This window comes from Streptomyces murinus (assembly GCF_002154555.1).
GTDB classification, from domain to species: Bacteria; Actinomycetota; Actinomycetes; order Streptomycetales; family Streptomycetaceae; genus Streptomyces; species Streptomyces murinus.
Genome location: NZ_MUNF01000768.1, coordinates 345 through 6405 on the forward strand (window position 1 = coordinate 345; position 6061 = coordinate 6405).

Below are 6061 nucleotides of genomic sequence, written 5' to 3' on the forward strand. Positions count from 1 at the left end.
GACCGCGTCCGGGGTGCGGGCCGCCTGCTGTTCGAACAGGTCCGCCAGGGTGCGCTCGGGTACCGGCGGGAAGTCGCCCCGGCCCTGGTCGAGCAGCGCCTTCAGCTCACCGTCCGAGGACAGCGGCAGGGCGCCCAGCGGGCGGTCCGGGTCGGTGGCGACGGCGTGCAGCAGGGTGCCGAGCTGACCGGCCATCCGCTCGGCCGTGGCCGGGTCGAACAGGTCGGTGTTGTAGGTGAGCAGGCCGTGCAGCTCCCCGGAGCCGGTCTCGGCGAACTCCAGGGTGAGGTCGAACGCGGCCTGGTCCGAGTCGGGTTCGACGTCGGTCACGTCCAGTCCCGGCAGGTCGAGGCCGGCGGCCGGGGTGTTCTGGAGGACGACCATGACCTGGAAGAGCGGGCTGCGGCTGGTGTCCCGGACCGGCTGGACCTCGTCGACGACCCGTTCGAAGGGCACGTCCTGGTGGGCGAAGGCGTCCAGGACGGTCCCCTGTACGGCGGTGAGGAACCCGGAGAACGGCGCTCCCGCCTCGGCCCGGGAGCGCAGCACCAGGGTGTTCACGAAGAAGCCGACGAGGGCCTGGGTCTCGGGCCGGTCGCGGCCGGAGGTGACGGTGCCGACGGTGATGTCCTCGCCGCCGGAGAGCCGGGCCAGATAGGCCTGGGCGGCGGCGACGAGCGTGGTGAACAGGGTCGTCCCGTGGTCGCGGGCGAGCCGGGTCAGTCCGCGTACGGTCCGGGCGGGCACCACCAGCCGGGCGGTCGCGCCCGCGCTGGTACGGACCGGCGGCCGGGGCCGGTCGGTGGGCAGGTCCAGGGGGGCGGTGTCGGCCAGGTGCTCCTTCCAGTACGCGAGGTGCTCGTCGGTGCCGGTGTCCCCGGTGGTGCGCTGCCAGTGCGCGTAGTCGGCGTACTGCACCGGAAGCGGCGGCAACGGCGCCTGTGCGACGCCGAGTTCGGCCCGGTAGAAGTGGGCGAGGTCGCCGAGCAGGACGGAGGTGGACCAGCCGTCGGTGACGATGTGGTGCAGGGCGAGGGTGAGCACATGGTCGTCGTCGGCGAGCCGGACCAGGCCGGCGCGCAGCAGCGGGCCCTCGCGCAGGTCGAACGGCCGGGCGCGGTCGGCGGCGAGCAGTCGGCGCAGCCCGGTCTCCCGCTCGGCCGGGGCGAGCCCGGTCAGGTCGTGCACCGGCAGCGGGACCTCTTGCGGCGGGTGCACGCGCTGGATGCCGTGCCCGTCGACGCTGTCGAAGGTGGTGCGCAGCGACTCGTGCCGGGCGACCACGGCGGCGAGGGCCGCGCGGAGCGCGCCGGTGTCCGGGGTGCCGTGCAGCCGCAGCGCGAGCGCGGTGACGTACTCGGCGCCCGCGGGTTCGAACTCGTGGAGGAACCACAGGCGTTGCTGGGCGTGGGACATCGGTGCGACGGCGTCCCGGGCGACCGGGACGATGGCCGGGCGGCCGGAGCCCTGCCGGTCGCCGAGCAGCCGGGCCAGCGCGGCCGGGGTGGGGTGGGTGAACACGGCGCGGGGCGTGACCTCGGTGTCGAAGACCTCCGCGAGACGGGAGGCGAGCCGGATGCTGAGGATCGAGTCGCCGCCCAGCTGGAAGAAGTCGTCCTCGGCGCCGGGCGGTTCGCTGCCCAGCACCTCGCCGAAGACGTCCGCCGTGCGCCGCTCGGCCTCGGTGCGGGGCGCCACCCGTGCGTGCCCCGGCCGGGTGTCGGGTGCGGGCAGGGCGGCCCGGTCGACCTTGCCGTTGCGGCTCAGCGGGAGCGCGGCGAGCGGGACGAAGGCGGCGGGGACGAGGTAGTCGGGCAAGGTGCGGGCGGCGAAGGCCCGCAGTTCCTCGATGTCGTCGGCGGCCGGTCCGACGACGTACGCCACGAGCCGCTTGGCGCCGGGGCGGTCCTCGCGGGCCAGCACGGTGATGTCGGTGATGTCCGGGTGGGCGGCGAGCGCGGTCTCGGCCTCGCCGGGCTCCACCCGGAAACCGCGGATCTTGACCTGGTCGTCGGCGCGGCCGAGGAACTCGACGGTGCCGTCCGGCCGCCTGCGGGCCAGGTCGCCGGTGCGGTACATCCGCTCGCCGGGCGCCCCGAACGGATCGGCGAGGAAGCGGGTGGCGGTGTCGCCGGGGCGGCCCAGGTAGCCGCGGGCGACGCCTTCCCCGGCCAGGTACAGCTCGCCCGCGCAGCCCGGTGGTACGGGCCGCAGCCGGGCGTCGAGGACGTGCACGCGCATGTCGTCGAGCGGGTGGCCGATGGGCAGGGTGTCGGGCACCGTCCGCGGGTCGGTGAGTGCGAAGGACGTCGCGAAGGTCGTGGTCTCGGTGGGGCCGTAGCCGTCCACGACGGTCAGGCCGGGGCAGGCGGTGAGGACCCGGCGCACGGCCGGGGCGGGCACCACGTCACCGCCGGTCCACACCTGCCGCAGACCGCGGAAGCAGTCGGGGGCGTCCTGGGCGAGCAGCCGGAACAGTCCGGCGGTCAGCCACAGCGCGGTCGGCCCGCCGCCGTCGGCGATGCTGCGCAGCAGGGCGGCGTCCACGCTCCCGTCCGGCGCCACGATCACCCGGCCGCCGTTGAGGAGCGGTGCCCACACCTCGAAGGTGGCGGCGTCGAAGGCCACCGGCGAGTGCAGCAGCACCCGGTCGCACACGCCGTCGGCGAACCGGCTGTCGGTGGCCAGCGCGGCGACGTCCCGGTGCCGTACCGCGACCGCCTTGGGCAGGCCGGTGGAGCCGGAGGTGAACATCACGTAGGCCAGCCGGTCGGGGTCGGCGGCCGGGAGCTGCGGTGCGGGGGTGTCGGTCCGGGCGGCGGTCACGTCGGCGGCGGTGAGCCGGGCCGTCGCGCCGGCCCCGTCGAGCAGGGTGCGGCGGCGTTCCTCGGGGGCCCGGGTGTCGACGGGCAGGTAGGCGCCGCCGGCCATGAGCACCGCGAGCTGGGCGACGACGAGTTCGGCGGAGCGGTCCAGGAGCAGCGCCACCCGGTTCTCGGCCGCGAGCCCGTCGGACAGCAGCCGTCCGGCCAGTGCGGCGGCCCAGTCGTGCAGTTCCCGGAAGGTCAGCTCCCGGTCGCCGTCGTGGACCGCGATCGCGTCGGGGGTGCGGTGGGCCTGTTCGGCGAACAGGTCGACGGGGCTGCGCGGGGCGGCCCGCCGGGCGGTGGTGTTCCAGGCCGCGAGCAGTGCGCGGTCCGCCGGGACGAGCAGGTCGAGCCCGTCCAGGTCGGTGTCGAAGCCGTCGGCGAGGACGGTCAGCAGCGCGGCCAGGCGGTCCGCGGCGCGCTCGGCGGTGGCGGGGTCGAACAGGGCGGGGTCGTAGGCGAGGTCGAAGCCGAGCCGTCCGGCGAGGTGGGCGCGCAGGCACCAGGGGAAGGTGGTGGCGTCGTCGGCGCGCACCTCCTCGACCCGGACACCGGTACGTGCCGTGGCCGACTCGTCCACCGGGTAGTTCTCGAAGACCACCATGCTGTCGAACAGGGGCTCGCCTGGCGGGACGTGGCTCACGGCCTGGATGCGGGGCAGCGCGAGGTAGTCGAAGCGGCGGGCGTCGCTCTGCCGTTCCTGGAGGCCGCGCAGCCACGGCAGGACCGGCCCTGAGGGAATGCGGACGCGGGTCGGCACGGTGTTGATGAACATGCCGATCATGCCTTCGACGCCGGGCAGTTCGGCCGGGCGGCCGGAGACGGTGGTGCCGAACACCACGTCGTCCTGGCCGCTGGAGCGGGCCAGCAGCAGGGCCCAGGCGCCCTCCAGGACGGTGTTGACGGTGAGTCCGGCGCGTGCGGCGCTCTCCCGCAGCCTGCGCGAGACGTCCGCGTCCAGCTCGTGGTGGACGGCGGCGGCGGACCGGGCGCGGTGGGCCTCGGCGGGTGTGCGGTCGTACGGCAGCGGGGTGCGGGCGGTGAAGCCGTCCAGCGCCTCGGACCAGTGCCGTTCGGCCGCCGTCTCGTCCTGGGCGGCGAGCCAGTGCAGGAAGTCCGCGAACGGCCGGCGTGCCGGGGGCGCCGGGTCCGGGCCGCCGGTCAGGGCGGCGTAGCGTTCGCACACCTCGGTGAGCAGCTGTCCGGTGCTCCAGCCGTCGAGGACGATGTGATGGGTGGACCACACCAGCAGCACCTCGTCGCCGGGCAGGGCCGCGAGGGTGAGCCGGGTGAGCGGTGCGGTGGTGAGGTCCATGCCCGCCGCGCGGTCCTCGGCGAGCAGCCGCTCGGTGGCCTCAGCGCGCTGTGCGGGTGTCAGGGCGCGCCAGTCGAGCCGGGTGACGGGCAGTTCGACGTGCCGGTGGACCATCTGCACCGGGTGCGGCAGGCCGTGCCAGTGCACGGAGCCGCGCAGGGCGGGGGTGCGGTCCGTGATCTGCTGCCAGGCGGTGGCGAAGGCACCCGGGTCGGCGACCCCGGCCAGTCGTACGGCCGTGCGGTCGAAGTAGGCGTGCTCGGTGTCCACGAGGCCGTGGAAGAGCATGCCGGACTGGAGCGGGGTGAGCGGCAGGACGTCCTCGATGTCGCGGCCGGTGCCGATGAGGCGGTCCAGCTGGTCCTGGGCGAGCCGGGCGAGCGGGAAGTCGGAGGGCGTGCGGCCGCCCGCGGTGGGCAGGGCGCAGTGGGCCACGATGTCGCGCAGCGCGGCGAGGGTCTCCTCGGCGAGGCGGCGGACGGTGTCCTCGTCGTGGACGGCCGCCGGGTAGGTCCAGCCGAGTTCCAGGCGCCCGTCCTGGACGACTCCGGTGATGTCCAGCACGTAGGGGCGGGGTTCGTCCGGGTCAGTGTCCCGGCCTGCCGGGGGCAGGGAGCCGCGGACCAGGCCGTCGCTCCCGGCGTTGCCGGTGTCCCACTGGCCGTGGTAGTTGAAGCCGATCTGCGGGGCCGGGGCGCCGGTCAGCGGGCTGCCGGGGACGAGGTGACGCAGCGCGCCGTGGCTCAGTCCGCGCAGCGGCACCGCGCGCAGCTGCTCCTTGACCGAGCGGAGGGTGTCGTGCCATCCGGCGTCCGGGTCGGCGGTGAGGGCGAGCGGGTACTCGGCGGTGAACCAGCCGATAGTCCGCGACAGGTCGACGTCCTCGAACAGGTCCTCCCGGCCGTGTCCCTCCACGCCCAGCAGGACGGTGTCGCGCCCGCACCAGCGGGCCAGAGTGCGGCCGAGGGCGCTCAGCAGGACGTCGTTGACCTGGGTGCGGTAGGTGTCCGGGACCTTGCGCAGCAGGGCGTCGGTGGTCGCGGCGTCCAGGGTGACCGTGAGGGTGGCGGCGGTGCCGTGGGTGTTGGGTCCCGGGCGGCCCGTGGGCAGTGCGGCCGGGGCGTCGGCGGTGCGCGTCCAGTACGGCAGGTCGGCGGCCAGGGCGCCGGAGCGGGTGTACTCCTGGAGCCGGGTGGCCCAGTGGCCGAAGGAGGTGCCCGTGGCGGGGAGTTCGACGGGTCGGCCGGCGGCCGCCGCGCGGTGGGCGGTCTCCAGGTCGGTGAGCAGGATGCGCCAGGAGACGCCGTCGATCACCAGGTGGTGTGCGGTGATGACGAGTTGGGGCGGCTGTGCCGGGCCCCGGTCGAAGAGCAGTGCGCGCACGACGCGGCCTTGGGTCGGGTCGAGTGCGGACTGCGCCTCCTCGGTGCGCCGTTGGACCTCGGCCTCCAGTTCGGCGTCGGCCGTCCCGGTCATGTCGTGATGGCTGAAGACGCCGTCGGGTGCCTGCGGCAGGGCTTCCTGGCGCCAGCCGTCGGCGGTGCGCAGGAACCGGGTACGCAGGGCCGCGTGGTGGCGCACCAGGGCGTCGACGGCCTCGCGCACGCTGGACTCGCCGGTGCCTGGGGCGAGTTCGAGGCGCTGGGTCATGGTGAAGCGGAGCGGGTGGCCCAGGTCGCGGCCGTCCAGGTACCAGTGCTGGATCGGGGTGAGCGGTGCCTCGCCGGTCTTTTCGGCGGCGGTGGCCCGGGGCGCCGACTCCTGGGTGCGCAGGGCGAGTTCGGCGACGGTCTGGTGGCGGAAGACGTCCTTGGTGGTGAGGGCGAGTCCGGCCTGCCGGGCGCGGGCGACGATCTGGATGCTGAGGATGGAGTCGCCG

At 75.2% G+C, this 6061-nt stretch carries 1 protein-coding gene; it reads right to left on the minus strand.

The genetic code is table 11. From position 1 onward, the window contains the following. Positions 1–6061: non-ribosomal peptide synthetase (locus CCN72_RS34625; protein WP_244174626.1), on the minus strand; the 6061-nt coding region annotated here is incomplete at both ends.